Here is a 26,486-nt window from a genome sequence, read left to right as displayed (position 1 = left end):
GAGGTGCCGCCCATGTCGGGTGGCACCAATTTGTGTGAGCTGTTTGGGCATGTGTGCAACACAGTGCACCGAACTGAACGGGGTGGGGCGGGGCGGGGCGTAGTAGGAGGCTTATTCCTCCAGGTGGCCGCGTCGATAGGCGCCGGGGCTGACGCCTGTCCATTTCTTGAAGGCTCGATGAAATGCACTGGTTTCCAGGAAACCGGTGGCGGCCGCCACTTACGTCACCGTCATATCGCCACGTGACAGCAGGTCAATCGCCATGTCGCGGCGAAGGTCGTCCCTGAGGTTTTGATAATGCGTGCCCTCTGCTTGCAAGCGGCGTTGCAACGTCGAGTTGGACATGTGAAGTATCACAACCAAGTCATCACGTTCGGGCCATTTTTCCGGGCTTGATCCACGCAAGTAACGTCTTATCTGTGCGCTAAGGCTGTCGTCGTTGCGGTATTTCACCAGCAGGCTGCCGGGGGATTCTTTGAGGAAGGTACCCACCGTGGCCGGTGACTGCGCGATTTTCATGTCGAGGAATTTTTTGTCGAAATTGATCTGGGTCGTGGGCGCGTCGTACTCGATGTCCTCACAGAAGCGCATGCGGTAGTCGCTCTGATCCTCAGGCCTGGACGCCCGAAAACTGAGCTTGTGCAGGGGGATACGCTGATTGACCAGCCAGCATGACAGCCCGTGTACGAGGATAAACCAGGTGCCATAGGCAAACAGGCGACGCAAGACGCCTCGGTCCTGTACCACGATAAATGCAAAATCGTCCTTGACCTGCAACTCGCCATGAATGTCATCCAGTACTAGCCGCAGGAATGACAGCATTCTCCGCAACGCCTGGCCCAAAGTACTGCAGTCCAGGAGCGCATGACACATCAGTTTGAAGCTGCCGCGACGCATAGGATGGCTGTCGATGCCAAAAAACTCATCGTCTAGCAGGTCGGCTATCTCCACCCACAGTCGGGCAAAGGAGGTCGCTGAGACCCTGGCTTTTGGGGCGTCGAGCAGTTGAGGGTCGATGTCGGCATTGGCTAACGCAATCGTCAGATCCAGGCTCCGCTGTCTGGCGCTATACAATGCCTCATGCACCAAGGCAATTGACGTGGTGCCTTTGTCCTGGATGGGCGTCATGGATATTCCGCGCAGGTGAGGTTGGCCCTAATGTAGGGCTAACGTAGATTCACCGCCAGCGCGACGAGCCGCTTCTCGGCTCAATAGAAAGTCGCTGAGGCCATTCGAAAGCGGCTGACGCGCAGCCGCCCGATAAACAGAGGGGGCTGTCAGCTGCGGTGGGTTCCTCAAAAAGCGACCCGCATCTTCCGATGACAGTCGGATTTTCAAATAGCCTGAACTCGGGCACGGCCATCAGCGGAGAAGAGCCGCTTCCCAAAAAAACATGCGACGAAATAGGAAGCGGAGGAACGGCAGTTAAGGGGAGACTTCATCCCCGTCTAACCATACAACCGCTGTTCAATCTCTTCGAGCGTGCTGCCTCGTGTCTCCGGTACCCACACAGCGACGAAGGTCAGAGACAGAAGTCCCGCTGCCACGAACACAAAGAAGGTCTGGCCGATCCCGATCGTCGCAACCAGAGATGGAAAGAACATGCCTATCATCACGTTGGTCAACCAGAAGGCCGCGATCGCCATACCCATGCATCCGCCGCGGATTCGCATTGGGAAAATTTCCGCCAAAAGCACCCAGAAAGCAGGTCCGATCAGCCCTTGCATGGAGGCAAGGAACATCGCCATGGCTCCGAGGATGAGCATGGCGCGGGTGACGGAGGGATCGACAAAAACTGAAACCAGGCCAATCAACAGTAAAGCCAATGTGGTGCCAGTGAAACCGAGCAGCATCATTGGGCGACGGCCCACGCGGTCCAGCAGAGCAATGCCCACGAACGTTGCGCCAATCGAGATAATGCCGTTGAAGACATTGGCGATCAGTGCACTACGTTGTTCCAGGCCCGCTTCTGTGAGGATCTGCGTGCCGAAGTACATGATTGAATTGACTCCGGTCAGCTGCGATGTAACAGCGATACCGATGCCAACCAAAAAGATTCGTCGCGCGCCTTTTCGAGACAGGTCGCGCCAGCCGCCTTTTTTGATGAATCGTTCGTTGCTGATCTGCTGGGTGATGGCCTCCATTTCAGCCTTGGCATAGTACTCTTCCCGTACCAGTTTCAGTACCTCCAGGCCCTCTCTGAAGCGCCCTTTGGTTGCCAGCCAGCGCGGGCTTTCCGGCATGTAGAGCATTCCCAACCAGAGTGCCACTGCTGGCAGGGTTGCCAAGGCAAGCATCCATCTCCAAACACCATCGAGATCGCTAAACAAATTGCCCAGTGTGGCGTTAGTGGTGAAGGCCAGGAATTGCCCGGTAACGATCATCAACTCGTTGCGGGTAATGATGCGACCGCGGATGCTGGATGGAGCCATCTCTGCAAGATACGCCGGCACGACGACCGATGCGCCGCCCACCGCTAACCCTAGCGTGAAGCGGGCGGCCACCATGACGTTGAGGGTGGGCGCCAGTGCACAAGCCAACGCTCCAAGAAAAAACACCACAGCGAGGAAAAGAATGATACGGCGGCGACCCTTGAGGTCTGATAAGCGACCGCTGCACAGCGCCCCCATCATTGCGCCGATCAATAAGGCACTGGCGACCAAGCCTTCCGTAAATGGCGTCAGGCCCAAGTCATCTTTCATGTAGAGCAGGGCGCCATTGATGACGCCGGTATCGAAGCCGAATAGCAGGCCGCCAAACGTGGCAATCCAAGTGATTTTTTGCAGGTAGCGCTGTGTCTGGTGTTTTTCAGGACTTACATAGGCGGCTGAAGTGTCTGCCGTATTTCCGTAGGAATTAATTGTCATTGTGATATTCCTGATCATTTTTTAATGGACACTATCTTGGATACAGCTCCCGCTCGTCGCCACGGTCGCCGCCCGAACTTCCCAACCGTATTTAAACGCCAGGTCGTCGAAGCTTCATACCAACCCGGCACCTCAGTGTCGATGATCGCAAGCTTATTCCTTTATGGAATAAGCATAATAAAATATATTCCTTGATCACAGTGGTCACCATGCTACCTTGCTGTCACCGGACCGCCGGATATGTTCAATCCTATTCTTATGGTACGACTATGTCCGGCGCCCGAATCTTCCAAATCAGCCTTGAGGCTCTGTCTTATGACAGAGCTCATGTCGCGATTTCTCACGCCGGCAGTATCCGCATCAGTCCTTGTGCCTCCATTGCCGTTCCATTCGTTACCGGCAAACCTCTCCCTTGTCAGGCCAACAGCGAAGCCTGCAGTGCAATCAGCGAAGGCTTGGCATTTCTGCTCTACGCCATGTGAATCATCGCTGTTGGGTACTTCCATACCGTTAGTCCAGCCAATCATCTTCAGATAATGCCCGGTGTGTGGGGTTGCAGCTTGAAGTGTGAGTGATTGGACGCTTGTTCCGAGCAAGATCTATCATGACTAACAACAATGCCAAACTATTTGGATGAAGCTCATCGAGCTGAAATCGTTAAGCTGAGCACTACATTTACCAGTCAAACCGAATGGCCCACCTGGCTTTTGTTGGTTGGTTTTTATCTGGCCTGGGCCGTTATTGTTTTTTATGGGCAAGCATTTGGCGAAGTATTCACCATTGTTCTGTTTATTCCATTGGTCGTGCTCTGGATGTCGATTCAGCATGAGCTTATCCACGGTCATCCGACGCGTTGGCCTGGCATAAATAAAGCCTTGGGATTTCTGCCATTTACCGTGTGGTACCCCTACGACATTTATAGGGACACACATTTGGCGCATCACCGCGACGAGGTGTTGACGGTGCCGGGTCAAGATCCGGAAAGTCGTTATGTCACCGGTGCTTTTTGGTTGCGCTCGCCTCGTTGTATCAGAACGCTGTTATGGGTAAACAAGACCTTGGGCGGTCGTTTGCTTATGGGCGCGCCATTGGCGGTGATAACCCTCGTGTGTAGCGAGATTGGAGGACTATTTCACACCGGGCAAATTTCTTGGCGGATGTGGGCCGCTCATATACTAAGTGTTGGCGTAGTGCTGGCTCTGGTTGAGCAATACAGCGCCATCAGTGCCATACAGTACGTATTCTTAGTTTCGCTGCCGGCTTTATCCATTGCCATGATCAGGTCGTTTTACGAACATCGCCCGTCGACGCTTCCGGAACACCGCACGGTTATCAACGAATCGTCAGGGCTGTTGAGTTGGCTGTTTCTTAACCTCAATCTTCACTTGGTTCATCACGATCTCCCTGGTTTGCCCTGGTTTTACTTACCCCGGGTGTATAGAGCCAGGCGTGAACAATGGATCGCGCGAAACAATGGCTATGTCATTCATGGCTACTTCCAGTTATTGCAGAGACATCTGGTCAGTCCCGTGGATTGTCCTCGCCATCCTGCCGAGCAATAGAAATATGAAAGCTAATCTGGGTGTCGGAAAATGATACGTTTTGAAGCCATCAAGAAAACTCATAAAGGCAGCCCGCGAATGGCCGTGAGTGATTTGACGCTCCACGTCCGGAAGGGTGAGATCTGTGTATTTGTCGGGCCCAGTGGATGTGGCAAAACAACCATTTTGCGAATGATCAATAGGCTGGATACCCAGGACAGTGGTCGCATCTGTGTTAATGGAGTAGCGACCGATGAGCTTGACGTCGTTACGCTACGCCGCGGCATTGGCTTCATGATGCAGAGCTCGGCCCTATTTCCTCACCAGACGGTTGCAGAGAATATTGGCGCCGTGCCGCGGCTCTTGGGCTGGAGCAAGCACAAAATCCGCCAGCGCGTGAGCGAGCTTATTTCACTGGTTGGACTTCAGCCGGAATTTCTCGATCGATACCCTAATCAGCTGTCGGGCGGCCAAAAGAGTCGTGTCGCTCTGGCGAGGGCATTGGCCTCGGACCCACCGGTTGTATTGATGGACGAACCCTTTGCCGCACTTGATCCGGTGATACGCGAGCGGCTGCAGGATGAACTGGTTGCGCTTCAGAGACGCTTGCATAAAACCATTATTTTGGTGACCCACGATATGGAGGAGGCCATCAAGATTGGTGACCGGATTGCCATCTTCGAGGGCGAAGGAAAGCTTGTTCAGTTCGATACGCCTCACAATATCCTTGCCCATCCTGCGAGCGAGTTTGTGAAGAACTTTATCGGCAAAGATCCGCTTTTAAAAAGACTTTCGCTGATGAGGGTTTCTGATCTTCCAGCGGATGAAGTCAATTGCGAATTCAAACTTCTGCTGGATGATAAGTCCAACCCGTTGAAGTGGGTCAGTGAATCGGATGTGCCTGTTCCCGAGCTGACAACGGTGTCGAGTAACGACTCGTTGCATCACGCACTGGTTAAAATTCTAACGGCTCCTATCGGTGTGGTTGTTCGCGTGGACGAGGCGGGCGGTTACGAAGGTTGCCTCTCGATTGCCAGCCTTCACAGCGCACTCAATGAGCGCCGCTTCGGAAGTGCGCAATGATTGACTGGTCCTGGATCGTTGAAAACTGGCAGCAGATCGGCCAGCTGTTATTTGATCATATTCAGCTGGTGACCTTGGGCCTGTGTATAGGGATGCTATTAGCGGGCGCAATGGTGCTCTTGACGTTGTGGCAGCCAGGATTGGCGCGCCCCATGATTTATGTCAGCGGCATACTCTTTACCATTCCGTCTCTGGCGCTGTTTATTTTGATAATGCCTTTTACCGGTTTATCCAAGACGACGGCGGTGATTGGTTTGAGTCTGTATTCCTTGCTTATTGTATTGCAGAACACCTTGGCGGGGCTTGCGAGTAATCCCCCGGACGTATTGGAGGAAGCCCGTGCGCTAGGGTATACGCGCATGCAGCGATTTTTTGGGGTTGAACTTCCACTGGCGTTGCCTTCGTTATTGGCAGGGCTGCGAACGACCTCGGTTACCTTGGTCGGGCTAGTGACTGTTACTGCGTTAATTGGTCAAGGTGGGCTGGGGCAACTCTTTATTACCGGGTTGGCGCAAAGTTTTACTACGCCTGTGGCGGTCAGCCTGATCCTGACGGTGATGTTGGCGTTATGTTTTGATTTTCTATTTTATTCAATAGATAAATGGCTGGTCCCTTGGGTGCGCTAATGAATATGAACGCAGGTGTCTACCTTTGGTTTTCGCTTCCTGAAAACTGGTTGGGTGAAAACGGGATACTGACTCGGCTGGCAGAGCATATTTATTATGTGTCTTTGAGCCTGGCTATTGCTTGTGCAATAGCGTTTCCGCTCGGCGTACTTCTGGCTAACTACCGCAAAGGCGCGCAGGTGGCGATAGGGTTGTTCAATGTTGGGCGAGCATTACCTTCTCTGGGTATTGTGATACTTGCAATCATGCTCATTGGCTATGAAACCAGCACGGTGATTATCGCATTGGTGACTATGAGCATCCCGCCGATATTAACCAATACCTATGTTGGAATCGATCAAGTGGATTCGTCTCTGAAGCAGGCTGCCAGATCGATGGGGATGCGCAGATGGCAGATGTTTATTCAGCTCGAGTTGCCGCTGGCTTTTCCGCTGATCTTTTCTGGATTCCGATCAGCCCTGGTGCAACTTATCGCAACAGCCACCATCGCTGCGTATGCAGGGTTCGGCGGGCTGGGCAGGTTTCTTATTGATGGACTGGGCCGGAATGATACGCCGCAAATTATTGGCGGCGCACTGATGGTGTCGGCACTTGCGATTGTCAGCGAGTGGGTGTGCTCGATGATAGAAACACTCATGGTTAGAAAATGGCGGGCGGGGAATGTTGAACTAAGCGCTACATGACCAGGGGCATTTGAAAGTACGTATTAACTTTGCAGAGGTGCAGACCCAAATGAAAAACAAACAACGTTCGAAGGCTCGCTCAGTGCACTCGGTTTCATTGTTGCTGGGGTTAGGCTTGCTGATTGGCAGCACGTTTGCCAATGCTCAGTCCATCACCATTGGAGGGGCCAATTTTTCCGAGCAGACGATTCTCGCCAACATCTATGCGTCAGCCTTGAAAAATGAAGGGATAGACGTCAAGACCCGACTCAATCTGGGGAACCGCCAGATCATTGCCCAGGCGCTGGAAAACGGGGATATAGACGTCGTACCCGAATACATAGGATCACTGTTGAGTTTCTATGACGACAAGACCGCCCTGACCACCCAAAAGGAGATCCTCAGCGCTTTGCAACAGAAGTTGCCGGCGGACCTCCAGCTGCTTGAGCCTTCGTCCGCGGGCTCCATTACCGCTTGGGCCGTCACCCGAAAAACCGCAGAAAAGTACAACTTGCACACCTTGTCCGACCTGGCGCCCGTCTCGGGTGATTTCACGTTGGGCGGGCCTCCCGAAGTCGCCACTGCTGCCTTAGGCCTGCCTGGGTTGAAGGCGGTCTACGGCATCAACTTCAAGAGCATCAAATCGCTGGACATGGGCGGGCCCTTGTCGCGGCTGGCGTTGAACTCAGGCGCTATCGACGTCGCCACGGTGGTCTCCACGCAAGGCATCCTGGCTAAGGAGCCTTGGGTTGTCCTCGAGGACGACAAGCACCAACAGCCCCTGCAAAACATCACGCCACTGGGTCGCAAGGCGTTGCTAACCCCGGAAGTCACCCAGGTGCTCAACGAGGTCTCTGCAAAACTGACCGATGACGACCTCAAGCAACTCAATCGCCTTGTTGATATCGATCACAAGGATCCCGCAAAAGTCGCGGCGCAGTGGGTCGCCGAACATACCGTCAAGACGGCCCAGTGAAAATGAATGCGACGTTGGTAAGGTCGTGGAGGCGTTATGTCCAATAAAAGTATGATTTTGAATTTGTTCTTTTTTAACCCCCAAGGAGATCATCGTTTTTCCTGGCGCCACCCGCTGTCACCGACCCAGGAAATATTCACGCTCAAGTACTACATAAAACTGGTGCAGGCGGCGGAGGCGGCGAAGTTCGATGCGGTTTTTGTAGCGGATCACGTCGCGGTCTGGGACTCCGTGGCCAGTGGGTTGAGGCACTATGCCAACGCCCGCCTTGAACCTATTACGCTCTTGTCCGCACTGGCTGCCGTGACTGATCACATTGGTCTGATGGGCACCGCTTCAACTTCCTATAACGAGCCGTTCAACCTCGCGCGATATTTTGCTTCGTTGGACTATCTCAGCGCAGGGCGAGCCAGCTGGAATATCGTGACTTCCTGGCTGGAAGAAGAGGCTTCGAATTTCGGATTGTCAGGCGTGACGAAGCACGGCGATCGTTATCTGCGGGCCGAGGAATTCATCCATGTCGTCAAGCAGCTTTGGGACTCCTGGGAAGACGGTGCGCTTGAATTTGACAAGGGCACCGGCGACTTTGCCGATCCATCGAAAATTCACCCGATCAATCACAAAGGCGCACATTTCAGCGTACGTGGGCCGCTTAATGTGCCGCGTCCACCTCAGGGACATCCGGTCCTTGCCCAGGCGGGGTCTTCTGAAGCGGGCAAGAATCTGGCCGCTGCGCATGCGGACGTGCACTTCTGTTTCATCAATTCGGTCGAAGAGGGACTGGCGTATAGGGCCGATTTGAATCGCCGACTCGAGTTGAAGGGCAGGCACTCCAGTGATCTGAAAATCATCACCGGTGTGCTTCCGGTGGTGCTTGAGGGTGAGTCTGAGGAGGAGCGACGCCGGCAACTGGAGGACAGCCTCATCATCGATGCCGTGGCGATCGATCTGGTCTCCAGTTACACCCGTCTCGACTTGACAGGACTTTCGCCGGACAGCCCGTTGCCAGCGTTGCCGGATGAGTCTGAGTTTGATGGCATTCGAACTGAGCTGGCCCTGCTCAAGAAGTACGACACCTCCTTGTCCATCCGCGAAATAGGGCGCCGGTTGGTCAAGAGTTCCAGTACCTGGCTACTGATCGGAACGGCGGAGCATATTGCCGATAAGCTTTCAGCGCTGTACGAGTCGAATGCCGTTGATGGCTATAACCTCATGTTTCCGTTTTTGCCAACGGACTTTGAAGCATTCACACGCGGCGTGGTGCCTTTGCTGCAAGCCAAAGGGGTTTTCCGCAAGGAATATGAACCTGGGACGCTGAGGGACCGGTTGGGCTTGAAAAAGCCTGTTAACAGCTTCTTGCTGTGATCTGGGGCCAAGCGCTAAACACCTCCCCTGACTGGATTCCATATGACCAGTGATCTATCCATGTACCTCGCTCCTGCCAGGGTTTTACAGGCGTAGCACGTTTGGCTTGAGTGCATCCTGGATATTCTGCGCGAGCGCCGTGCGCAAAAACAGGTCGTTGATTCCGCATCACAGTGGCTTTGCCCTGATCTGTTGTTATCCCAGACCTGCGGCTATCCATTCGTCACGTACTGCGGGGAAAGGTGAGGCTGATAGGGCGCCCGAGCTATGAGCTTGCCCATAGCTCGGGGGGGACCATTGCAGTTTGCTGCTCTGCAGAGCTGATTCGGCCGTGACTGATCTGGTGGGTTTCCAGGGCAGCCATGGGCTGATCAATGCCCGGGATTCCAACTCGGGAATGAATTCATTGCGCCGCACGCTGGCCAGGATCAGCGACCGAGGTTTTTTCTCGAAACTCACCTTCACCGGATCCCACAGGGAGAACATGCGAAGGCTGAAAGAGGGCGAGGGTGATTTGGCTTCCATCGACAGCGTCACCTACGACTATCTTGCGAGAGATAACAGTGCCTCAAGTTCTGACATGTAACGACGCGATACGCGGAGTACCTCTTTGTGTCCTGAACGGATCAAATGGATCTCGTACTGGCTATCAATGCGTGCGTCCTCCCTACCGCTGTAAGCGCGAGTAGCAAGGTTTGACTGTATAGATGAACGCAAACAGCGGCCATTTGCCTTGATTAATCGCGGGTATCGAAATCAGTGTCACCTCGCTTGAAACTGGGGTATCGATGGTGGCGTGGTTTTTTAGTAACCGAAATTTGCCCTGGAGCGCTTTGGAATTTACCGCAGTCAGATGAGAGGCGAGGATGTGTTTCAGCGATAAATTAATATTATTAAAAGGTTTTTTAGATTTTGACTCTCAGACAATTCGAGTCTCCGAAACGCAGGGTATGAGCCCGGCGGAACGTCTGTAGAAGAGGGAGGCAAAGCTATTCGGCTGTTCTTGGATGATTCGAAGTGCGGCGGCCAATGACCAGATGTACTTCAGGTGTGAGCTCCAGCGATAACGCGTAAAACACACAATGTAGGTCGAAGCCGCACGTAACACCAAGCCCGTACGGCCTCGCCTACACTCAAGGCAGTGTGTCTCATGCTGTGCCATTGACACACCTTCCGACCTGAGTGCTGAACCCACGGTAAAGCAATCGTGCTTAGGATTTGGAGCTTGGTCGGCCCGGGATATGACTCAGTATCGATTTGGAGAAGCCACCATCGACACAGATATCCTGTCCCGTGACATATCCGGATAAAGGGCTAACGAGAAATTCGATCACGTTCGCGATATCCACGGGCTCGCCGATTCTCGCCAGCGGGATGATTGCTTCCCGTGCTTTCTTGATCTGGGGATCGGCGTACATTTTTTCGGACATCGGCGTGTGGGTCATGCCCGGAGACACCACGTTTACACGGACTCCGTCAGGTGCCCACTCCAGCGCGAGTGTCTGGGCGAGCATTGTCAATGCCGCTTTAGTGGGGCTGTACGCGCCTGAGCCGGCATGCGGAAGCTGGCCAGACATCGACGAGGTAAAGCACGCCGAGCCTCTGCTCTCGCGTAAATACGGGTAGCTGGCTTTGGCAAGCAACCAGGCGCCGCGAAGATTGACCGAGAACATATCGTCCCAGTCCTCGATGGACAAATCACAGATTGCGCCAGGACTGGCGATGCCGGCATTCGCCACCAACGCGTCGAGCCCGCCGAACTCCGCCACTGCAGCCGCCACCAGCTGGCTCGGCACCTCAGGGTTGCCGAGATCTCCGGACAATGCGATGGCGATACCGCCCATGGCCTTGATGGATTGAACGACTTCTTCCTGCGTAGTAGTGAGTGTGTGTCCGCATACCGCAATTTTCGGCTGCGAGCCCCGGGCAAGGGCCGCCTCCGCGATCCTCAGGCATGTAGACGCACCGATACCGCTACTACCACCACTGACCAAAGCTCTCATTGGACACTCCTTTTTATAGTTAGACATTGAGGTAAAAGAGGTTTGTAAAATACAAAAATTGGATTTGATTTGCAATCAAATTGACAATGGAAATTGATTCCGATATCGTTTTTTTCGCGGTCGGATACCCTTGCCAGTGCAGTGGCTATCGCTACCCAGATCTATCCATCCATCGTCGCGTCTTCCCGCTATCGATAGTGCTCCAGGTACAAAATCCACAATACGAATGGCCCTTTTCACTCCAGCGAATACTCAACTGAAAGGATGTTTCGATATGATCATCAGCACGTTCTCCTATCTATGGTCATCCACGGCAATTGATGCAATTGCGCAACTGGCCGAGCACGGGCATCGTGTGTTTGAGGTGCCCGTCAGCTCGCCACATTGCTGGCCGGTAGAAATCTCGACGGCGGAACGTTCTGCCGTAAGCCTGCGTCTTCATGAGTACGGCGCAAAGATCAGGTCTCTCAACGCCGGCGGCTATGACATCAATCTGGCCAGTCCCGCCGCAAATATGCGTCACAAGAGCATTGAGCACATCAAATCGGTGATTGACCTGGCTGCAGTTTGGGGTACCCAGGAAGTGGTGATATCCCCCGGCACCAGGCGTCCCATGATTTCCCCGCCGCTCGAGAAAACCTATGATTGGATGTACGAGAGTCTGGCGGTCCTGATTCCAATGGCCAAACAGGCGGGCGTGCGCTTACTGCTGGAAAACACCCCGTACTGCTTTACCCCCACCATGCCGGAACTGGCGGAGGTTGTAAGCACCCTCAACGACGATGTGGTCAGGGTCGTCTACGACATCGCCAATGCCGCTTACATCGGTGAAGATCCGGTGGCGAGTCTGCTGGCTTATCACGCCAGCATCGACTTTGTGCATGTGTCCGATACGGGTACGGACGTGTGGGGGCATGATCCAGTCGGCACCGGTGTAGTGGACTTTATCGGGTTGGGCGAGGCCGTTCACGCGACCTGCGGTATTGGAAATTGCGTACTGGAAATCATCCGCGAAGAAAATGCTTTGTATGAGCTGAACAAGGGCGTGCAGGATCTGCGTGCGAAGGGCTGGAAAATTCCGTAATCGGCTACCGGTCGCTTGTCGCTACCGCCTGCGACCGGATGTCAAGGAGCCTTGAGGCACGCAACGGGTCCAGGTGACAGCGTTTACACCAGCAATACACGCTCGCGATCATAGGGGTTTCGCAGGCTTCGGCCTGCTGGAGCCAGTCATGATCGCGACGGTGTGCGCGGTACTACCGCAGAGGTAGCGAATCATCACCACTGACCGAAGTCCAGAGCGACCAGCATTCGCCTACCCTGATCGCCGAGCGCTTCAAATGTTCGATATGAGCACTCAGGGTTTCCTCCCGCATGCGTGCGATGGGACCGGCGACGCTCAGGGTGGCGACCGGGCCGGAGTTATCTGGCCGCGAGGTATCGAATACAGCAACCGCCACGACGCACACACCCACTTCACCTTCTTCTCGAACTAACGCGTGCCCCTCTTTGCGGATCTGAGCGAGGTCATCAAAGATGTCGCGAATCGAAACGCGCGCATTGGGCCCCGCGTAGTCTCGGCTGTTCTCGATGTTCCATGCGGCGAGAATTCGCATGGCGCGTTCATCGCGCATAGTGGAAAGCCATACTTTGCCCGCCGCTGTTGTGTGGGGAATGATTTTTTCATCCAGGGCTCGGCGGTACTGAAGCCCTCTGGTGTTTTGCGTGGCTTGCAGCACCCAGGTCAGATGATCTTCTGCAACTGCCGCCAACCGGACGTGCTCACCGGTTTCGCTGGCCAGCTCGTTGAGCAAGGGTTGCATGATCCTGGCGAAGCCCGTTTCAGAGATGAAGTTCACGCCCATGCTGGGGATTTTTAGCGTCAGGCGGTAATGATCCTGTTCGTCCTGGTAAACGTAGCCTCTTTCTCGCAGCGCGCTCAATATGCGGTGGGCCGTGGCCATGGCAACTTGGGTCTGCTCGCCGATTTCAGACAGGGAGAGACCGTCCGGATGGGACAGCAGCAGTTCCAAGGTGTTGAAGTAGCGGCCAATGTGTGACAATTTTTAAGTCCTCTTTTTTGCCGGCAATGGCCAGCCAACGTCGTGTCAGGGGTGCTGGAGCGTGATGGGAATGCCACCGAGGCGGTCTGACTCATAGGCCGCCTCGATGATGCGCATGACGTGGTGCATGGTTGCAAGTCCGGCACCGGTGTAGGCTGTCTCTCGGTCAGGGGAGAGGACATCGGTTACGAAGTTGTCGTAATACACGTCAGAGTTCAGGCTCATGGTCAGGTCACTTGCCCCTCCAACCGCATCGATCAGCCGCAAGCCATCCGGGGTCGAGCGCACGTAGAACTGATCGGTTGACAATGAAAACGAGTACTCCCGTTGCTCTGGCGTATTAGCCGGGTAATTGTAGCCAGTTTCGATGGTGCAGATGCAGCCGCTCTCGGTCACCAGGGTCATCATTGAGGCGATCTCTACGGCGGTCAGCTGCGGGTCGCGATGCATTACGGCGGACACGCTGTATATGCGCTCTCCGGACATTTCCTGCGCCAGATCGACGAAATGAGGGGCAAGGTTGATCGTGCATCCGCCACCCGAGCGTTTCGGATCAAGCATCCAGGAGCAACTGTTCGTCAAGTAGCGTCCGGGCGGGCCGGCGTTGAATCGAAACGACTGGGTTCTCCATCTGGCGCCACTCTGCAACGCCGCATGCTTGACGCGGTTCAGTAATTCACTGTGCCTCCAAACCAACGGCACCGCCGCGAACACGCCGGCGGCTTCGGCGCGTCGGTGCAGGTCCAGTACTTCATGCTGGGTAAGCCCGCAGGGCTTCTCCATCGCGAACGGAATGTTGCGTTCGATCAATGCTTTGCCCATGGCATACAGCTCATCGTGCGGACCAAAAGCGAACGCAAAATCAGCTTCTTCGTTATCCAGTAGGTTTTTCCAGTGATCGTAGCGCTGCGCTCCAAAGCGCTGAGCGAGGGCAGGAGCACGCGATCCCGTGGCGTCGGATACCGCCGTGACGGTCACATCAGGCAAACGCTCAAGGGCGTCAAGGTAGAGCGGGGTGTGCCAGTGGCTTACTTCCAGAAGAACGACTTTCAAACATTCATTCCTTATAAACAAGTGTGTTTGACGAACTTGCCGGTGCCCTCGGGATTGCGGGTTAGGTACAAAAATAACAGCGCGCGAGCCACGATTGCGAGGTTGCACAATAGGCTAGCACGAGCCGATTATGAACGGAAGTCAGTTTCGTTTTGCTGCCGAGCAGTGCGTGACAGCTAAGCTGAGATGCAATTTCAACAGGCACACAAAAATGTGCACATACGGGGGTATGTGCACATCCTTACTGGTTCGATAGAGGTTATGAAGAGGTGGGGTAGGGTGACAGTCGGGGGGGGGGGCGGGATCGTTACAATCCGCTCGAGTAGCGATGCTCTATATCTTCGAAACCTAGAAAGCTTAATGCCAGCAGGGCTTGGCCTACGTGCATAGGGTGGCCATCAAGGGTTCGGCAGCCACGCGATTGCGCTTCGAGCAGCAAGGCGGTCGGCTCGGACCTGGTGATGATGTCGACCACCACCGTAGTTGGGGCCAACTGCTTTGCGTCTATCGGCATCGGGTCATTAGGGTTCATGCCGAGCGGGGTGGCATTGATCACGATGTCATGGCCTGCTGCATCTGCTGGGCCTACATGCACAGCGCACGGACCCTCTTTGGCAACACATTGCGCTAGGTCCAGGGCGCGGTGCGGATCTAGGTCTGAAATGATCAACGAACGGGCGCCAGCGGCGGCAACGGCAAACGCGATTGCCCTTCCCGAGCCGCCCGCACCGATGAGCAGAACGGATTTCCCCAGCAGGGTAATGCCTTCGCGCTGCATGCCCAGCACGCAGCCAAGCCCGTCGAACACGGCTCCCACCCAGCGCCCGTCGTTATCACAACGAATGACATTGATTGCGCCGATCTGACGCGCGGTAGGGTGAAGAACGTCCACAACGTCAAGCATGCTCTGCTTGTGCGGCATGGTGACCAGAAGCCCGGCAAGGTTGCTCACGGCTCGTATGCCTCTCACAAAGTCAGCCAGGTCGCCGGGACCGACCTCCAGTGGAATGCAGACGGCGTTGGACTGCGCTTCGGCAAATAACTTGTTCAACAGCATTGGGGACTTGGCGCTCTTGAGGGGGGCACCAATTAATCCATATATACGAGTGCTGCCGGTAATACGTGGATGCATGTCAACCTACTGGCGTTGGCAGTGGCACGCCAATTGTCAGTAGGGGGATGTCGGAACCGACTACTGACAACGTGTGCATTATCACTGCCGTATTACTCTAAGCGCTGTGCAGAGAAATTGAACAGCGTGGTGGTGGTAACAGAACAGGCTGTCAGGAGCGTGTCGCTGGCACTGATGGGACTGCATTGGGTTGCGATTTGGAATTGGACTGTTCCTGAACCCGTTCGTATTCCTCTTTGGACATCGGGACCGCATTAGGGTCACCGAGGTCCTTCAGGCGAATCCGGTATGTTTCGCGGGTAGTAAAAGCCGCGATCGCAGAGATTACGCAGATGCCAAAAGTCAACGCTCCGATTTTCAGCGGGATATTCTCGGTCCCGGGAGGCGCAATCGATACGAAAAGGGCTGGCAGAAATGCTGTGCATGCTACGCCGATATTCTGACCAATAGCCATGCCGGTAACACGTACGCGTGTACGGAACAGTTCTGGGAACAGGCTTGGGAAGACGCCATTGAAACCCTGGTAAGCCACACCCCACATGAGGAGCGAGAGAATCAACGAAAGCCATAGGTTGTGGATGCTGATCGCATAGAGATACGCAAATGACAGAAGTCCGCCGCTAAGAACACCCACAATTACCGGAGGCCGGCGACCAATCCTGTCAGAGAGCTTGCCTACGAAGGGGATAAGTATCACGGCGCACAGATTGCCTAACACCGGTATCCACATGAACACGCCGGAAGGAAAGCCAATGCCGTAGGCCGGTTGGACTGCATAGGTTGCTCCGAATACGGAGGCGACGATTGCAAGGACCGCAGACAGCGCCATGCAAATCACTCGTAACACATCTCGCCAGCTCTGCGTGAACACTTCGACCACAGGTAATTTGCGTGTCTCGCCTTCGGTCTGCGCCTCGGTGAATACTGGAGCTTCATGAACTTCACGCCGAATGACCCATCCGGCGACTAGCACCAGGGCGCTGAGCAGAAATGGAATTCGCCAGCCCCAAGCAGCAAATTGATCAGCTGGCATGAACTGGGCGAGAGGCAGGAAAACCCCAGCCGCTAGTAGTTGTCCGGCTTGTACGCCTTGAAGCGTAAAGCTTGCGAAATAACCTCGACGTCCATCGGGCGCGTGTTCCAGGGTCATGGAGCTGGCACATGACACCTCTCCAGCGACTGCAAATCCTTGAATCAGACGCAAAAAAATCAACAGTGCAGGAGCCCACACACCGATCTGCTGGTAGGTAGGAAGCAGTCCGATGCTCACGGTCGAAAAGCCCATCAAGAACATGCAGTAGACCAGTACGGTCTTGCGTCCATGTCGGTCGCCCAGGTGCCCTAATACCACGGCTCCGATTGGCCGAGCGATGTACCCTACGCCGAAGCTGGCCAGCGAAACGATGATGCCTACGGTCGGATTGTCTGTCGGGAAAAACAGCTGCGGGAAAAGCAAGGCCGCCGCAGTGGCGTAGATGAAAAAGTCGTAATACTCCAAAGCCGAACCGATCCAGCCGCTGGCAGCGGCCTTCCTTGACTGTCGTTTTGAATGAGACTCAACCAGTGTGCTTTGATTCATGACGTGTCTCCGTCTTTTGGATTTTTATTGTTGTAACTGTGTTCCATTAGTAATGTTGTTACTTTTGAGAAGCGATTGTCAAGGGGCAGTTGACTGGATCAGCCAGTGATAAATTCGGCCATGATTTATGCGACGAAATTCTCAATGCTGGCTTCGCCACGGTGCGAAAGCAGTGGGTATCAGCCGTGCACAGCAACCTGACGGGAGGACAAAGCTCGTCCGCCCGTCAAGTGCCTTTGAAGTTGTCTACAGGTCTTTTATCAAGCCTGTGGGCTTACAAGCTGTCTCGGGAAAGACGCCCGTCGACCAGTCTGAAAATGTTCAGAGGATTGCCGTTCTTGAGAGCATCGGGCAGCAATGCATCATGGTAGTTTTGAAAGCAGACTGGTCTCAGGAAGCGATCGATGGCCAAAGTGCCGACCGAGGTGCCGCGACTGTCAGACGTCGCAGGATAAGGGCCGCCGTGCACCATTGAATCGCAGACCTCGACACCCGTTGGGTAGCCATTGATGAGGATACGGCCAACCTTCATTTCCAACAGAGCAGTCAACTCTGCGAATTGGGTAAGGTCTTCTGGTTCACCAATCAAGGTCGCGGTCAATTGGCCGTGAAGGGCATTGATGCCAGCGTTGAGTTGCGCCTGGTCAGCGACCTCAATGAAGATAGACGTGGGGCCGAAGATTTCTTCTTGAAGAACTTTGTCGCCATTAAGCAACAACTCTATGTCGGCCTTGAACAACTGTGGCTGGGCTTGGTGACCCTGTTGGTTGCTGCCAGCCAGGTGCACGATGCCGGGGTGCGTGTGCAGGTTCTGCAAGCCAGCCGCATAGCTGCGCAGGGTGCCTGCGTTGAGCATTGTTTGTGCAGGTTGGTCGCTGATCAACGCGGCCACGCTATTCTGAAAAGCACTGAAAGCATCCGAACGAATGCCAACCACCAGTCCGGGATTAGTGCAAAACTGCCCACAGCCTTGAACCACCGAGGCGGCAAGATCCCGAGCGATACTGTCAGCTCGACGCGAGAGTGCCTGAGGCAGGATCACAACCGGGTTGATGCTCGACATCTCGGCGAAGACTGGAATGGGCTCGGGGCGAGCGGCGGCCATGTCGCACAATGCTCGACCACCTTTGAGCGAACCGGTAAAACCAACTCCCTTGATGAGCGGGTGTTTTACCAAGGCTTCGCCTACGCCACTGCCATAAATCATGTTGAAGACACCTGCGGGCATGCCGCTGCGCTCGGCCGCCCGGATGATCGCGTTGGCGACCTGTTCTGCAGTGGCCATGTGGCCGCTGTGGGCTTTGAATATCACCGGACAACCCGCCGCGAGTGCCGAGGCCGTATCGCCGCCGGCCGTGGAGAAAGCCAACGGAAAATTACTGGCACCAAACACAGCAACCGGACCGATTGCGGTGCGGTACTGGCGAAGGTCAGGGCGCGGCAACGGTTTGCGAAGGGGTAACGCTTGATCGATGCGAGCTCCATAGAAGTCACCACGCCGCAATACGTTTGCAAACAAGCGCATTTGGCCGCTGGTACGTGCGCGTTCGCCCTGGATGCGAGCTGCAGGCAATGCTGTTTCACGGCAAACCAGCGCAATAAACTCATCGTCCAAAGCCTCTAGCTCTTCAGCAATTGCATCGAGAAATTCGGCCCGTTTGCTCGCGCTAAGGGTGCGGTAGCTGGAAAAGGCGTTGTTGGCTGCATGGGCAGCGTCCTCGATTTCTTGCGTAGTCGCCTGGTGGAAGGCATAGGGTAAGGTCTCCCCGGTGCTGGCATCCACACTCTTGACGATGATACTGCCGGCGGCGCTGCGCTGGCCGCCGATAAAGTTTTGGCCTGTGATGAGGGACATGGTTGTCTCCAGGTTGAATGTGCAAGTGATAGATGGGCGGGGCATTCCCAGGATTGGAATCAGGTGACGGCGCCGATCTGCCACGGCACGAACTCATTTTGTCCGTATCCGTGTTGTTCGCTCATGCTGCGTTCGCCCGAGGCAATGCGCAGCATGGTTTCAAAGATCGCTGCACCGCACGCCTCGATGGTCAAAGTGTCTTCGGCTATTTCGCCGCAGTTGATGTCCATGTCTTCTCGTTGACGAGCCCATAAGGCGCTATTGGTCGCCAGCTTGATTGATGGGGCAGGGGCGCAGCCATAGGCCGATCCGCGACCGGTGGTAAACGCAATCAGGTTCGCACCACCGGCGACCTGACCGGTTGCGGAGACGGGGTCATAGCCAGGGGTGTCCATAAAAACCAGCCCGTTGACCGTGACGGTCTGGGCGTATTCGTAGACATCCATCAGGTTGCTCGAGCCAGCCTTTGCTACAGCGCCCAGCGACTTTTCCAGAATGGTGGTCAAGCCACCTGCCTTGTTGCCGGCAGAGGGGTTATTGTTCAACTCGGCCCCCATACGCTCGCAGTAGCGTTCCCACCAATGAATTCGAGCGATAAGTTTTTCGCCGACTTCACGGCTCACAGCCCGTCGTGTCAGCAAGTGTTCGGCACCGTATATTTCAGGGGTTTCGGAAAGAATCGCGGTACCGCCGCAGGCGACCAGGCGATCCACCGCATTACCCAGCGCAGGGTTGGCGGTAATACCGGAGTAGCCATCCGAACCACCGCACTGAAGCCCGACGGTCAGATGACGAGCACTAACCGGTTCACGCTGAATCTGATTGGCCTCGCCAAGCAATTGCTTCACGTGGTCAATGCCACTGGCAATGGCCTTGGACGTACCGCCACTGTCCTGAATGTTGAATGTGCGCAGCGTATTACTACGGGTGAGTCCTTGTGTCGTGAGTAATGAGTCGATTTGGTTCGTCTCGCAACCCAACCCGATCACCAGCACGGCCGCAAAGTTGGCGTGGGTTGCATATCCGGCCAGTGTCCGGCGCAACATGCTCAAACCGTCGCCCGCAGGATCAACGGCGCAGCCGGCGGAATGCGTCAGAGCAACAACACCGTCGACGTTTGGATACGCTTGCAGTGCGGCGGGATTGATGTCCCGACGAAAATGGTCTGCGATGGCCCGGGCTACTGTGGCAGAGCAATTCACTGATGTAAGAATGCCGATGTAGTTGCGCGTCGCCACTCGTCCATCCGGGCGTACGATGCCCATGAACGACGGCGCTTCACTCGGTTTGACGTTGGGTTTCGCATCGACGCTGAAAGCATAATCTCGAGTGAATTCCCCCATACCCAGGTTGTGCACATGGACATGCTCGCCTGCTTCTATGTCGACAACTGCAAAACCAATGATTTGCCCATAGCGCCTTACCGGTTGACCGGTTTCGATACGTCGGGAGGCAACTTTATGGCCCGGGACAATCGCTTGCCGGATGGTCACGCCTTCTTGCTCAAGGATTTCGCCAGCGAGTAGGGGTCGGCGTGCAATCAGCACATCGTCCAGCGGATTCAAACGCAGCACAGCTGCTGCGCCGGTTTTCATGATCAGTTCCATCGCATCCTCACGGGCTGCTGGGTGGTGCGCGGTCGCTAATAGCGCTGCACTTGTGTGCCGGCACTATAGGATTCATAGAAATGGCTGCCTAATGAGAGCTTTCGATTGCTCGATAACTTTGCCTCATCGACTTTTACTGGGATCGCTGCAGTGCCTCTTCTCTGTAGCCGTTTGCCGCAGTCTGGCGAACTCTAATAAGGTCGCAACAAACATCCGCGTTGGCTCTGACAGGGGCTCATCCTTGCGCGTGATAACCCCGTAATCCTGAGATTCAACTTTGAAGGGCGTATTGAGGATTTGAAGCTGCCCATTTTGCAGTTGTGACTGGACCATGGACTCGGGGAGCATGGCGAGCATTGGCCCAGACTGCAGCAACTGCAGGAAGGTTTGCATCGAAATGGTCTCAACGGTGTTGGTTGGCGGGGCGATCTTGAACAGTGTGAACGCGCGCTCCATGCGTTGTCGGATCGGCGTATTAAAGGGATACATGACCCATGGCCATTCGCTGAGTGCTTCGGTGGGGACCTCCTCAAGTCGGCACAGAGGGTGCGTGCTGTTCGCGACAAGACAAAAGGGTTCAGGTCCCAGCGATGTAAATTCGAAAGGCTGACAATCCTCATCCGTGAAGCGCGCGATGATCAAATCAAGTTTTTTTTGTTCGAGCATTTCCAGCAGTTGGTTACTGGTTTGTTCGATCACCTCAATAGAAAGTAGGGGGCGATCGCGTTTTATGCTGGCGATCGCTTCAGGCAGCACCACTGATGTTGCGGCGAAAATGGTGCCGATTTTTAAATGGCCATGCCCGCCTTTTCGCAGCTTGTTGACTTGGTCGACGAACGATTCCGCGTCTTCCAAGGTAATACGCGCATAACGGGCCACGAACTCTCCTAGTTCAGTAAGGACCAGGTTGCGCGTTTGACGCTCAAACAGTGGGAAACCCAAGAGTACTTCCAGATCGCGAAGCAATTTACTGATGGCCGGTTGCGTAACATTCATCTGTTCTGCGGTCGTGTGCATATTGCGGGTCTTGGCCAGGCTATTGACCAGTACCAAATGTTTGATCTTCAGCCATCGGGTGACACTGCCAAAAGTAATTTGATCGTTTTCCATCGGATAAGGCCTTGTCTGTCGATAACGAAACAGCATTGACTGGTGAGATTCTTTCATTGGGATTTACGGGGGCGGTCCATTACTTTTACGGCTCTGATGGCTGACTGATCTGGAAGCTCTATGTCGAATCTGAAACTGACGCGCGAAAACACACTGCCATCGGATGGCTTGGCCGGAACGCTGATCGGCCGCGCCTGGATTCCGGGTGCGATTGCAGGCCCCTCGCCGGTGCTGCTGCGTGAGGACGGTGTGTTTGATCTTTCTGAAGTCTTTTCGACAATAAGCGAACTGCTGGAACACGCCTCGCCGTTGTTGGCGGTTCGTCAGACGCCTGGCAGGTACATCGGGACTGTCGAGGAGTTGCTTGGGAACACCGGCATCCATTCCGATCCCGGCAAGGCTTCTCTGTTGCCCCCTGCAGATTTGCAAGTCATCAAGGCGGCTGGGGTGACGTTCGCGTCCAGCATGATTGAGCGGGTAATCGAGGAGCAGGCCCGAGGTGACGCTGCCAAAGCTGAAAGTGTTCGCCGCTTGGTGCAAGAAGCGATAGGCGATAACTTGCGGGCAATCAAACCGGGCTCGCCAGAAGCGATGCGCCTTAAAGCTGTGTTGATCAAGCAGGGCATGTGGTCGCAATACCTGGAGGTCGGTATCGGCCCGGACGCGGAGATCTTCACGAAGGCACCGGTTCTGGCCGCAGTGGGCAGCGGCAGCGAAATCGGAATCCATCACAAGTCTGAATGGAACAATCCAGAGCCGGAAATCGTGCTCGCGGTAAACAGTCGAGGCCAAGTGCATGGCGTCACCTTGGGCAATGACGTCAATTTGCGTGATTTTGAAGGCCGCAGCGCACTGCTGTTGAGCAAGGCCAAGGACAACAATGCGTCCTGTGCGATCGGCCCGTTCATTCGTCTGTTCGATGAAACGTTTACCCTCGATGACGTGCGCAACTGCGTCGTGGATTTGCAAGTTCAGGGCGCCGACGGCTTCATCCTTAAAGGCAGCAGCTCCATGGCACTGATCAGCCGTGACCCGTTGGATCTCGTGACCCAGACTGTCGGCGGCGACCACCAATACCCTGATGGCTTCATGCTTTTTCTCGGGACCTTGTTTGCGCCTACCCAAGATCGTGAGGCGCCGGGAAGCGGCTTTACGCATAAGCAGGGGGATGAGGTCAGCATAAGTAGCCCGTTGCTGGGCACGCTGCGCAACACAGTCACCTACAGCCACGAGGCTGCGCCTTGGACTTTCGGCTTGCGAGCGATGATGCACAATCTTGCTGCCCGCGGGCTTTTGTAAGTAAGGCAGGGGAGTGAGATGCATTGGGCGTTCTTCCGCAAAGATTGAACAAACACAGGTGCACGTCTTTTGACGAATCCGAAGAGTTCGGTTTTTTTATCCGTCAGGCGTTCCCGCATCCTGGAGAACCCGCTGCGTGGCCAGCTCCGTCTCGATAAGGCCAACCAGGTACAAGCAGGTTTGACTTATCGGGTGACGCCTGCATACTATTGGAACATCGTTCCAGTACGAACAATGTTGCTCACAATCACCTCATTGTCAAAGATAAGTCGAGAAAAATATGAGAGTCGTCAAAGGTGCTGTTGACCGTTGTCTGGAGGCTATTGAGCTGCTGGCACGTGAAGCTCGCTGGATGCGGATGTCTGATATCGCAGCCGAGCTGGGCTTGGAAAAGGGGCCCGCTCATCGAGTGCTTGCTCAGTTAGTTGAGCAAGGGTGGGCAGAGCAGGATGAAGCCACCTCGCAATACCGCTTGACTCTCAAGCTGGCACTGTTGGGGCAGCGCTATTTACATGGGATTGGCTTGCCTGAATTGGTCCAGCCGATCATCGAGCAAGTGGCTGTTCAATGTCATGAGTTGGTGCGGTTGACGGTGGTCAACGAGGGCACCTTGTCCTGGTTGTCTTCGGCCCAAGGCGCCGCGCCGGGGCTCATGTATTCGCCGGCCATGGATAAGCCGATCAATCTCTATGCAACCGCCAATGGCAAAGCCTGGCTGGCAACAATGTCTGATGAACTGGCCATTGAGCATGCGCTGCGTAGCGGACTGGGGAAAGCTGACGCCGGGATGGGGCAGGGGCCGAAAGCGATCAACAGCATCGAAGGTTTGTTGGCCGAGCTGGCACTGACCCGAAAGCGCGGGTATGGCTTGGTCATTGAAGAAGCCGAGGCGGGTGTTTGGGCGATTGCCGTACCGGTCAAGCTGATTCCGTCCGGCACTGTGGTCGGCACGATGAGTATCGCTGGCCCGGTGTTGCGCATGCAGCCTGAACGTTATGACGAATTGCATGCTCTGCTGGAAGATGCAGCCAACAAGCTGGGTACGGTTTGGCCGCGCCAGAACAGCGTGCATGCGGAGAACGTATGAGCCAGCTTGCACCTGCATGGACCGAGGCGGGGCCAGGGTTGGAAGTCGCCGCTGCCGCTCTGGTCCGTGCACGGCTAGAGGGTGTTCGGCTGGCATCCTTGCCAGGCCCGAACCTGCCAAGCAGCCTCGCACAAGGTTTTGCCATCCAGCAGCATGTGGGGCCATTGGCTGGAAAAACCGTGGGGGGGTGGAAGTGTGCGTTACCCCCGGCTGGCAAGTGGATCGTAGCCCCGATCTACAGCGACAGCATTGTAAAAGGCGAACGTTACCGACTGGCCGCCGACGCCGATAAGGCGCGCATCGAGCCTGAACTGGCGTGCGTCCTGGCCCATGATTTGCCTGCTCGTGTCGAGCCTTATACCGCTGAACAGATCGTTGTTGCGATCAGCGACGTGCACTTGGCATTGGAAGTGATCGACTGCCGATATACCGATCCACACACTCTGCCGTTCGAGCAATTGCTCGCGGATGGTCTATTCAATCACGGCCTGGTACTTGGGGCGCCAATCACGCTGTCGAACCCTGCCAGCATGCCCTCTGAACTGGATATCACCCTGAGCGATGCAACGGCAGAGCTTCTGAATATCAAGGGCCGCCATCCGGACGGGGATCCGTTGTTGCCGATCGTATGGCTGGCCAATTTTCTGTCTACACAAGGGATAGGGCTGCAAGCAGGGCAGGTGATTATCACCGGGTCCTATGCAGGTGTTCTCGATGTGCCCGTTAACCAGCCACTGCATGTCCAGTTCGGCGAAGCAGGCTCATTGTCTGTCCATTTCTCAACGCTGGAGGAGTAACAAATGCGCTTAGTTCGTTTTGGTTTACCGGGGCAGGAACAGCCGGGAGTTTTGGATTCGCAAGGGGTCGTGCGAGACCTTTCGGGCATTGTCGACGACATTGATGCGTCGGCCCTGAGCCCGACAGTGCTGGAAAAACTGCGTGCTGTTGACGTTGAAAAGCTGCCGGCGGTGGCGCCTGGCACACGTCTTGGTCCATGCGTAGGCAGCGTACCGAACCTGATTTGCATCGGCCTGAACTACTCCGATCACGCGGCTGAAACAAATACACCTATCCCGAGCCAGCCGGTGGTTTTCAACAAACACACCGCGTCCATCAGCGGACCCAATGACCCGGTCATTTTACCAACGGGCGCTCAGAAGCTGGATTGGGAAGTCGAACTGGCCATCGTCATCGGTACGCCTGCCTGGCAGATCGATGAGTCGCAGGCATTGAATCACATTGCCGGTTATTGCCTGGCCAATGATGTTTCCGAGCGGGCTTATCAGCTTGAGTACGAAGGCCAGTGGGCCAAGGGGAAAAGCGGTTTTTCTTTCGCTCCTCTGGGACCTTGGCTGGTCACCCGTGACGAAATTTCCGACCCGCAGGCAATTGACCTCTGGCTCGACGTGAACGGCAAACGTCTCCAGACCGGCAATACCCGTACGATGATTTTCAGCGTTGCACATATTGTCGCGTACCTCAGTCGCTTCATGCCGCTAATGCCGGGTGACGTCATCATTACCGGTACGCCACCAGGTGTGGGGCTCGGGCAGAAGCCGCCGGTATTCCTCAAGGCGGGTGACACCATGCGTGTTGGTGGCCAAGGCCTGGGTGAACAATTTCAGACCGTGGTTCCTTACGTTGCTGAAATGGGGGCTGCGTGGGTCGCCGGTCGCCATCCCAACGTTGACTGACTATCGCTAGAGGAAAACGCTATGAGCTTTGCAGGAACAGGTGTAGTCGCGATCTGGCATGATCTTTTGCCCGAAGCGCGGGATGAGTTCTATGAGTGGCATAACCGTGAACACATGCCTGAGCGGGCAGGAATTCCGGGGTTTTTGCGGGGGCGCCGATACATCGCTTTGGATGCAGGGCCGACCTATTTCAACCTCTATGAGGCTGACACCGTGCAGGTACTGGGAGGGCAGGATTACTTGTCGCGTCTCAACAGTCCGACGGCATGGACCCAGCAGTCGGTGCAGTCCTATCGCAACGTCGCGCGATCCATTTGCGAGGTCACTTACACCAGCGGTGTAGGGCAGGGCGCGTATTTGTTAACGGTCCGTTTCGATGTTATCGAAGGGCGGCATAAATCGGTGTCAGACGCATTGCGCCAACGCGTGCTTCCTCCCCTTGCTGATAAACAGGGTATTACGGGCGTGCATTTGTGTGTGGCTGATGAGGCCGTGAGCAAAGTTGAAACCGCAGAGAAAAAGGCCCGCTCCGAAGGGACCCAGATACCGGCCTGGATCGTCATGATCGAAGGTTGTGCGCCTGACTACGTTCGTGTCGCCGGCGAGTCTTTCGTGGCTGAGCTGCAACGACTGTTGGAGGGGCAATCGATGGGACCAGAAACCACGCTTTATCAATTGGAATACACACGTTGCAAAACGCCGGGGAGTGCGGGTTGATCGCCGAGCGTTCGAGCACGTTTTAACTTCCAGTCATTATTATTACGCAATTCCCCATGAGCGTGCCAATACAGGCATAGAGTCAGGCTCGCGTCTGCGCACGCTCGGGTTTTGTTTGAAGTGAATATTAAGCAATTTTCAAGTTGCTCAATAACGGACTATTACAA

The 26,486-nt window shown here is 55.1% G+C and carries 24 protein-coding genes; 13 read left to right on the top strand and 11 right to left on the bottom strand.

Going from position 1 to position 26,486, the window contains the following annotated elements:
- Positions 1-111 precede the first annotated feature (111 nt).
- From KW848_RS31820 to KW848_RS13305, 3 genes are all read right to left on the bottom strand, one after another.
- Complete coding sequence (locus KW848_RS31820) at positions 112-219, bottom strand: helix-turn-helix domain-containing protein (RefSeq protein WP_309140069.1); 108 nt, start codon at positions 217-219, stop codon at positions 112-114.
- Positions 220-1,128: an AraC family transcriptional regulator gene (locus KW848_RS13310; protein ID WP_256365156.1), complete on the bottom strand. Its 909-nt coding sequence runs from the start codon at positions 1,126-1,128 to the stop codon at positions 220-222.
- A gap of 320 nt (positions 1,129-1,448) precedes the next feature.
- The gene (locus tag KW848_RS13305) at positions 1,449-2,867 is read right to left on the bottom strand and encodes a sugar porter family MFS transporter (RefSeq protein ID WP_218537109.1); all 1,419 of its coding nucleotides are present in this window, start codon (positions 2,865-2,867) and stop codon (positions 1,449-1,451) included.
- 617 nt (positions 2,868-3,484) lie between these two features.
- Between KW848_RS13305 and KW848_RS13300 the strand changes: the two genes are divergently transcribed.
- The 7 genes from KW848_RS13300 to KW848_RS13270 all read left to right on the top strand — a co-directional run bounded on the left by KW848_RS13300 (position 3,485) and on the right by KW848_RS13270 (position 9,706).
- On the top strand, positions 3,485-4,429 hold the full coding sequence (locus KW848_RS13300) for a fatty acid desaturase (protein WP_218537108.1): 945 nt from the start codon (positions 3,485-3,487) through the stop codon (positions 4,427-4,429).
- 30 nt (positions 4,430-4,459) lie between these two features.
- Positions 4,460-5,491: an ABC transporter ATP-binding protein gene (locus tag KW848_RS13295; protein ID WP_218537107.1), complete on the top strand. Its 1,032-nt coding sequence runs from the start codon at positions 4,460-4,462 to the stop codon at positions 5,489-5,491.
- Positions 5,488-6,117, top strand: coding sequence for an ABC transporter permease (locus tag KW848_RS13290; RefSeq protein WP_218537106.1), 630 nt, complete (start codon positions 5,488-5,490; stop codon positions 6,115-6,117). The genes KW848_RS13295 and KW848_RS13290 overlap by 4 nt, the downstream gene beginning before the upstream one ends.
- Complete coding sequence (locus KW848_RS13285; protein WP_218537105.1) at positions 6,117-6,800, top strand: ABC transporter permease; 684 nt, start codon at positions 6,117-6,119, stop codon at positions 6,798-6,800. Before KW848_RS13290 ends, KW848_RS13285 begins: the two co-directional genes overlap by 1 nt.
- 49 nt (positions 6,801-6,849) lie before the next feature.
- Entirely contained in the window at positions 6,850-7,755 is a 906-nt protein-coding gene (locus KW848_RS13280) for an ABC transporter substrate-binding protein (protein ID WP_218537104.1), read from the top strand.
- Positions 7,756-7,791: 36 nt separating this feature from the next.
- Positions 7,792-9,120 carry an LLM class flavin-dependent oxidoreductase gene (locus tag KW848_RS13275; protein WP_134104513.1) on the top strand — a complete coding sequence of 443 codons (1,329 nt, stop codon included), beginning with the start codon at positions 7,792-7,794 and terminating at the stop codon, positions 9,118-9,120.
- A gap of 331 nt (positions 9,121-9,451) precedes the next feature.
- Positions 9,452-9,706, top strand: a complete 255-nt coding sequence (locus KW848_RS13270; protein ID WP_218537103.1) for a hypothetical protein — start codon at positions 9,452-9,454, stop codon at positions 9,704-9,706.
- 625 nt (positions 9,707-10,331) lie between these two features.
- On the opposite strand, the gene KW848_RS13265 is transcribed toward KW848_RS13270, so the two are convergent.
- The gene (locus KW848_RS13265) at positions 10,332-11,123 is read right to left on the bottom strand and encodes an SDR family NAD(P)-dependent oxidoreductase (RefSeq protein WP_057400026.1); all 792 of its coding nucleotides are present in this window, start codon (positions 11,121-11,123) and stop codon (positions 10,332-10,334) included.
- A 274-nt stretch (positions 11,124-11,397) separates the two neighbouring features.
- Between KW848_RS13265 and KW848_RS13260 the strand changes: the two genes are divergently transcribed.
- A complete protein-coding gene (locus tag KW848_RS13260; RefSeq protein WP_134104517.1) occupies positions 11,398-12,207 on the top strand; it encodes a sugar phosphate isomerase/epimerase in 810 nt (269 codons plus the stop codon).
- Positions 12,208-12,379: 172 nt separating this feature from the next.
- On the opposite strand, the gene KW848_RS13255 is transcribed toward KW848_RS13260, so the two are convergent.
- From KW848_RS13255 to KW848_RS13225, 7 genes are all read right to left on the bottom strand, one after another.
- A complete protein-coding gene (locus KW848_RS13255) occupies positions 12,380-13,186 on the bottom strand; it encodes an IclR family transcriptional regulator (RefSeq protein WP_134104519.1) in 807 nt (268 codons plus the stop codon).
- 45 nt (positions 13,187-13,231) lie between these two features.
- Complete coding sequence (locus KW848_RS13250) at positions 13,232-14,239, bottom strand: Gfo/Idh/MocA family protein (RefSeq protein ID WP_218537102.1); 1,008 nt, start codon at positions 14,237-14,239, stop codon at positions 13,232-13,234.
- Positions 14,240-14,546: 307 nt separating this feature from the next.
- Positions 14,547-15,371, bottom strand: coding sequence for a shikimate dehydrogenase (locus KW848_RS13245; protein WP_134104523.1), 825 nt, complete (start codon positions 15,369-15,371; stop codon positions 14,547-14,549).
- A gap of 151 nt (positions 15,372-15,522) precedes the next feature.
- Positions 15,523-16,950 carry an MFS transporter gene (locus tag KW848_RS13240; protein WP_218537101.1) on the bottom strand — a complete coding sequence of 476 codons (1,428 nt, stop codon included), beginning with the start codon at positions 16,948-16,950 and terminating at the stop codon, positions 15,523-15,525.
- A 274-nt stretch (positions 16,951-17,224) separates the two neighbouring features.
- Complete coding sequence (locus KW848_RS13235) at positions 17,225-18,805, bottom strand: aldehyde dehydrogenase (NADP(+)) (RefSeq protein ID WP_218537100.1); 1,581 nt, start codon at positions 18,803-18,805, stop codon at positions 17,225-17,227.
- A 59-nt stretch (positions 18,806-18,864) separates the two neighbouring features.
- Positions 18,865-20,412, bottom strand: a complete 1,548-nt coding sequence (locus KW848_RS13230) for a UxaA family hydrolase (protein ID WP_218537099.1) — start codon at positions 20,410-20,412, stop codon at positions 18,865-18,867.
- Between the two features lie 123 nt (positions 20,413-20,535).
- Complete coding sequence (locus KW848_RS13225; RefSeq protein WP_218537098.1) at positions 20,536-21,522, bottom strand: LysR family transcriptional regulator; 987 nt, start codon at positions 21,520-21,522, stop codon at positions 20,536-20,538.
- 120 nt (positions 21,523-21,642) lie between these two features.
- On the opposite strand from KW848_RS13225, the gene KW848_RS13220 reads away from it, so the two are divergent.
- The 5 genes from KW848_RS13220 (at position 21,643) to KW848_RS13200 (ending at position 26,319) form a co-directional block, all read left to right on the top strand.
- A complete protein-coding gene (locus KW848_RS13220; protein WP_218537097.1) occupies positions 21,643-22,821 on the top strand; it encodes a fumarylacetoacetate hydrolase family protein in 1,179 nt (392 codons plus the stop codon).
- A gap of 280 nt (positions 22,822-23,101) precedes the next feature.
- The gene (locus KW848_RS13215) at positions 23,102-23,908 is read left to right on the top strand and encodes an IclR family transcriptional regulator (RefSeq protein ID WP_218537096.1); all 807 of its coding nucleotides are present in this window, start codon (positions 23,102-23,104) and stop codon (positions 23,906-23,908) included.
- Positions 23,905-24,705 (top strand): 2-keto-4-pentenoate hydratase, encoded by an 801-nt coding sequence (locus KW848_RS13210; protein ID WP_218537095.1) that lies wholly within the window; start codon positions 23,905-23,907, stop codon positions 24,703-24,705. Before KW848_RS13215 ends, KW848_RS13210 begins: the two co-directional genes overlap by 4 nt.
- Positions 24,706-24,708: 3 nt before the next feature.
- A complete protein-coding gene (locus tag KW848_RS13205; RefSeq protein ID WP_218537094.1) occupies positions 24,709-25,602 on the top strand; it encodes a fumarylacetoacetate hydrolase family protein in 894 nt (297 codons plus the stop codon).
- A 21-nt stretch (positions 25,603-25,623) separates the two neighbouring features.
- A complete protein-coding gene (locus tag KW848_RS13200) occupies positions 25,624-26,319 on the top strand; it encodes a DUF4286 family protein (protein WP_086946326.1) in 696 nt (231 codons plus the stop codon).
- The last annotated feature ends 167 nt before the right edge of the window (positions 26,320-26,486 follow it).

Source organism: Pseudomonas sp. PDM25, assembly GCF_019219045.1.
In the GTDB taxonomy this organism is placed as follows: Bacteria; Pseudomonadota; Gammaproteobacteria; order Pseudomonadales; family Pseudomonadaceae; genus Aquipseudomonas.
This window is presented reverse-complemented; position numbering and strand designations above follow the sequence as displayed.

Bases quoted from the DNA above. Each gene is read 5' to 3' on its own strand.
- KW848_RS13205 (WP_218537094.1), top strand. From the start codon at position 24,709: ATGCGCTTAGTTCGTTTTGGTTTACCGGGGCAGGAACAGCCGGGAGTT.
- KW848_RS13275 (WP_134104513.1), top strand. From the start codon at position 7,792: ATGTCCAATAAAAGTATGATTTTGAATTTGTTCTTTTTTAACCCCCAA.
- KW848_RS13265 (WP_057400026.1), bottom strand. From the start codon at position 11,123: ATGAGAGCTTTGGTCAGTGGTGGTAGTAGCGGTATCGGTGCGTCTACA.
- KW848_RS13290 (WP_218537106.1), top strand. From the start codon at position 5,488: ATGATTGACTGGTCCTGGATCGTTGAAAACTGGCAGCAGATCGGCCAG.
- KW848_RS13280 (WP_218537104.1), top strand. From the start codon at position 6,850: ATGAAAAACAAACAACGTTCGAAGGCTCGCTCAGTGCACTCGGTTTCA.
- KW848_RS13295 (WP_218537107.1), top strand. From the start codon at position 4,460: ATGATACGTTTTGAAGCCATCAAGAAAACTCATAAAGGCAGCCCGCGA.
- KW848_RS13220 (WP_218537097.1), top strand. From the start codon at position 21,643: ATGTCGAATCTGAAACTGACGCGCGAAAACACACTGCCATCGGATGGC.
- KW848_RS13235 (WP_218537100.1), bottom strand. From the start codon at position 18,805: ATGTCCCTCATCACAGGCCAAAACTTTATCGGCGGCCAGCGCAGCGCC.
- KW848_RS13310 (WP_256365156.1), bottom strand. From the start codon at position 1,128: ATGACGCCCATCCAGGACAAAGGCACCACGTCAATTGCCTTGGTGCAT.
- KW848_RS13225 (WP_218537098.1), bottom strand. From the start codon at position 21,522: ATGGAAAACGATCAAATTACTTTTGGCAGTGTCACCCGATGGCTGAAG.
- KW848_RS13260 (WP_134104517.1), top strand. From the start codon at position 11,398: ATGATCATCAGCACGTTCTCCTATCTATGGTCATCCACGGCAATTGAT.
- KW848_RS13215 (WP_218537096.1), top strand. From the start codon at position 23,102: ATGAGAGTCGTCAAAGGTGCTGTTGACCGTTGTCTGGAGGCTATTGAG.
- KW848_RS13245 (WP_134104523.1), bottom strand. From the start codon at position 15,371: ATGCATCCACGTATTACCGGCAGCACTCGTATATATGGATTAATTGGT.
- KW848_RS13285 (WP_218537105.1), top strand. From the start codon at position 6,117: ATGAATATGAACGCAGGTGTCTACCTTTGGTTTTCGCTTCCTGAAAAC.
- KW848_RS13300 (WP_218537108.1), top strand. From the start codon at position 3,485: ATGCCAAACTATTTGGATGAAGCTCATCGAGCTGAAATCGTTAAGCTG.
- KW848_RS13305 (WP_218537109.1), bottom strand. From the start codon at position 2,867: ATGACAATTAATTCCTACGGAAATACGGCAGACACTTCAGCCGCCTAT.
- KW848_RS13200 (WP_086946326.1), top strand. From the start codon at position 25,624: ATGAGCTTTGCAGGAACAGGTGTAGTCGCGATCTGGCATGATCTTTTG.
- KW848_RS13210 (WP_218537095.1), top strand. From the start codon at position 23,905: ATGAGCCAGCTTGCACCTGCATGGACCGAGGCGGGGCCAGGGTTGGAA.
- KW848_RS13230 (WP_218537099.1), bottom strand. From the start codon at position 20,412: ATGGAACTGATCATGAAAACCGGCGCAGCAGCTGTGCTGCGTTTGAAT.
- KW848_RS13240 (WP_218537101.1), bottom strand. From the start codon at position 16,950: ATGAATCAAAGCACACTGGTTGAGTCTCATTCAAAACGACAGTCAAGG.